Here is a 3,628-nt window from a genome sequence, read left to right as displayed (position 1 = left end):
GATCGGCTCCACTGGCAACAACCTGAAGTCCGTGACCGGTGAGATCCCGGCCGGCGCCTTCACCTGCATCACCGGTGTGTCGGGCGGCGGCAAGTCCACCTTCACCATCGAGACGCTGTACAAGGCCGCCGCGCGGCGGCTGCACAACGCCTCCGACGCGCCCGCCGCGCATGATCGCATCGAAGGGCTGGAGCTGTTCGACAAGGTCATCGACATCGACCAGTCGCCGATCGGCCGCACGCCGCGCTCCAACCCGGCGACCTACACCGGCGCCTTCCAGCCGATCCGCGACTGGTTCGCCGGCTTGCCCGAAGCCAAGGCGCGCGGCTACGGGCCCGGACGCTTCAGCTTCAACGTCAAGGGCGGCCGCTGCGAGGCCTGCCAGGGCGACGGGCTGATCAAGATCGAAATGCACTTCCTGCCAGATGTCTATGTCACCTGCGACGTCTGCCACGGCCACCGCTATAATCGCGAGACGCTGGAAATCCTGTTCAAAGGCAAGAGCATAGCCGACGTTCTGGATATGACCGTCGAAGAGGCGGCCGAGTTCTTCAAGGCGGTGCCGCCGGTGCGCGAGAAGATGGCGACGCTGAAGCGGGTGGGGCTCGGCTACATCAAGGTCGGCCAGCAGGCGACGACGCTGTCCGGCGGCGAGGCCCAGCGGGTGAAGCTCTCCAAGGAACTAGCCAGGCGCGCCACCGGCCGCACTCTGTACATCCTCGACGAGCCGACGACCGGCCTGCACTTCGAAGACGTGAAGAAGCTGCTGGAGGTGCTGCACGAGCTGGTCGACCAGGGCAACACCGTGGTGGTCATCGAGCACAACCTGGACGTCGTGAAGACCGCCGACTGGATCCTCGACTTCGGTCCCGAAGGCGGCGACGGGGGTGGCGAGATCGTCGCCTTCGGCTCGCCAGAGAAGGTGGCCGCCGACGCGCAGAGCTGGACCGGCCGCTACCTCGCCGAACTGATGGACCGCCAGAACGCGCGCCGCCCCTCCCCCGGACGCCGCAAACGGGCGTGAGGCCGCGCGACTGACGTTCTAGACGTTCGCCTCGACCGGGGTCGTCTCCAGGGCGCGGCGGCCGTGGGGCGTCGGGACGCCGGCCAACTCGCCATAGGCGACGGCGAACGGCGCGTTGATGGTCACCGCCTGGATCACCGGCATGATCATCGGCACGATCACTGAGGTGATGATGAACGCCGCCAGCGACACCGGCGTCAGTCTGGAGATGTTCTTGACCGCTTCCATGCCGCCAGACAGGGCGACGATGATGGTCATCAGAATGTAGACCAGAATGAAGATCATGATGTAGAAGATCAGTGACAATACACACATGCCCAAGATCGACCAGAAACTGCCCTTGGACAGATTCCAGGGCGACATGAAATTCACCTTCTTCTCATAGAAGATCAACGGCATGGTTAGGGACAGGCGGATACCCATCCACACCATGCCGACGACGATCACCGCGGCCAGCAACCACATGGACGGATGCCCGCCGGCGCGCAGCACCGAAAGCGGGAAGTCGAGCCCGATCAGGAACAGGATGCCGATCGCGCCCAGGACCACCTGACCGACCGCCAGCCGCACCTCGTCCATCCCGATCCGCACATAGGCGAATCTGGAGTCCTCCGGCCGCAGGATGGAACGGTAGATCGCCGCCTTCAGCATCGACCAGAAGAACACCGCGACGGACGCGACGATGATGAACGCCGGCCAGGATTGGGCCAGCAGGTCGCCCAGCGCATCGGTGTCCTCGATCTGCCCCCCACTCTCGCGCATCAGCGCGACGAACTGCGGCCCGAGCGCCGCGCCCATGGTCAGGATCAGCAGCATGATGCCGAGGAAGTAGAGCCCCGCCCAGGTGGCGATCAGGCCCGGACGCTCCCGCGTCAGCCTGAAGCCCTCCAGAGCCGCCTCGCTCGGCGAAAACTTGCTCATGCCAATCCTCGCGGCCTGCGGCCCAGCCAAGGGCGCGCGCCCCATCAACGAGTCGCCGAGGCCATTGGCTGCAATGCTTTGGCGAGCCGCAGCCTCCTGCGCAAGGCCGCGCTCGCGGCGCGTCGCGTTCGTTGCTAGTTAGTCGCCCATGACCTTGCCTATTCATGTGATCGGCGGCGGGCTCGCCGGCTCCGAGGCCGCCTGGCAGATCGCGCAAACCGGCGCGGATGTCGTCCTGCACGAGATGCGTCCCGTCCGCGGCACCGACGCCCACCAGACGGACCAGCTCGCAGAGCTCGTCTGCTCCAACTCGTTCCGCGCCGACGACTGGACCGGCAATGCAGTCGGCCTGCTGCACGCCGAGATGCGGCGGCTGGGGTCGATCATCATGTCGGCGGGCGATCTGCATCAAGTCCCGGCCGGCGGCGCGCTGGCGGTCGACCGCGACGGCTTCGCCGCCGAGGTCACGCGCCGACTAGAGGCGCATCCGCGCATCAGCATCGTGCGCGGCGAAGTGGCGGGCCTGCCACCGGCGGAATGGGACAGCGTGATCGTCGCCACGGGACCCTTGACGTCCCCGGCCCTGTCCGACGCGATCCTGGGTGTGACCGGCGAGGGGCAACTATCGTTCTTCGACGCCATCGCGCCGATCATCCATCTGGAGTCGGTCGACATGGATGTGGCGTGGCGACAGTCGCGCTACGACAAGGAAGGCCCCGGCGGGGACGCCGCGGCCTACATCAACTGCCCGATGGACCGCGACCAGTACGAGGCGTTCATCGACGCCCTGCTGGCGGGGCCCAAGGCCGAGTTCAAGGACTGGGAGCACGTCCCATACTTCGACGGCTGCCTGCCGATCGAGGTGATGGCCGAGCGGGGCCGCGAGACCCTGCGCCACGGGCCGATGAAGCCGGTGGGCCTGACCAACGCCCATAATCCCACGGTGAAGCCCTGGGCGGTCGTACAGCTGCGCCAGGATAATGCGCTGGGCACCCTGTGGAACATGGTCGGTTTCCAGACCAAGCTGAAACACGGCGCGCAGAGCGACGTTTTCCGGATGATCCCTGGCCTTCAGAAGGCGGTGTTCGCCCGCCTGGGCGGCCTGCACCGCAACACCTTCATCAACAGCCCACGCCTGCTCGACGGCGCCTTGCGCCTGAAGGCGCTGCCGCGCCTGCGCTTCGCGGGCCAGGTGACCGGCGTCGAGGGCTATGTGGAGAGCGCCGCAGTAGGCCTGCTGGCCGGTCGCTTCGCGGCGGCCGAGCGGCTGGGCCGCCCGATCGAAGCGCCGCCCGCGACGACCGCCCTGGGCGCGCTTCTCGGCCACATCACCGGGGGACATCTGGACGGCGGCGCGCGGTCGTTCCAGCCGATGAACATCAACTACGGCCTGATCCCGCCGTTGGAGGACGCGCCCCGGCGCGACGCCGAAGGCCGCCGCATGGGCTCGAAGGAAAAGGGACGCACCAAGAAGCGCCTGATCGGCGAACGCGCGCTCGCCGACCTGGACGCTTGGCAGGCCGCCGCGAGCGTGCCGGAACCGGCGGAATAGCGTCAGACCCTGCCGCGGGCGACCGCCCAGGTGATCCGCAGGCGCCGGCCAAGATCGGAGCCCGCGCGCCCACGCGCCAGGGCGGCGTGGGCGACGGCGGGAAAGCCGGCCGGCGTCAGCCGCGCCGCGTC

Annotated in this window: 3 protein-coding genes; 2 read left to right on the top strand and 1 reads right to left on the bottom strand. The window is 67.7% G+C overall.

Going from position 1 to position 3,628, the window contains the following annotated elements:
* Positions 1–1,024, top strand: a 1,024-nt coding sequence (locus Q8M88_RS17070; RefSeq protein ID WP_371132752.1) for an ATP-binding cassette domain-containing protein, incomplete at its 5' end; no start/stop codon positions are given.
* A gap of 18 nt (positions 1,025–1,042) precedes the next feature.
* Here Q8M88_RS17070 and Q8M88_RS17065 read toward each other — a convergent pair.
* Positions 1,043–1,945, bottom strand: a complete 903-nt coding sequence (locus Q8M88_RS17065) for a glycerophosphoryl diester phosphodiesterase membrane domain-containing protein (RefSeq protein WP_305598352.1) — start codon at positions 1,943–1,945, stop codon at positions 1,043–1,045.
* Between the two features lie 148 nt (positions 1,946–2,093).
* Here Q8M88_RS17065 and trmFO point away from each other — a divergent pair, with 148 nt between their 5' ends.
* Positions 2,094–3,497, top strand: a complete 1,404-nt coding sequence (gene trmFO, locus Q8M88_RS17060; protein ID WP_305598351.1) for a methylenetetrahydrofolate--tRNA-(uracil(54)-C(5))-methyltransferase (FADH(2)-oxidizing) TrmFO — start codon at positions 2,094–2,096, stop codon at positions 3,495–3,497.
* Positions 3,498–3,628 lie beyond the last annotated feature (131 nt).

The organism is Phenylobacterium sp. (genome assembly GCF_030693805.1).
Lineage (GTDB): Bacteria > Pseudomonadota > Alphaproteobacteria > Caulobacterales > Caulobacteraceae > Phenylobacterium.
The sequence above is the reverse complement of the archived record's forward strand: the minus strand, read 5'-3'. Positions and strand labels throughout refer to the sequence as shown.

Excerpts from the sequence above, each read along its gene's own strand:
- Q8M88_RS17065 (WP_305598352.1), bottom strand. The coding sequence starts at position 1,945 with ATGAGCAAGTTTTCGCCGAGCGAGGCGGCTCTGGAGGGCTTCAGGCTG.
- trmFO (WP_305598351.1), top strand. The coding sequence starts at position 2,094 with ATGACCTTGCCTATTCATGTGATCGGCGGCGGGCTCGCCGGCTCCGAG.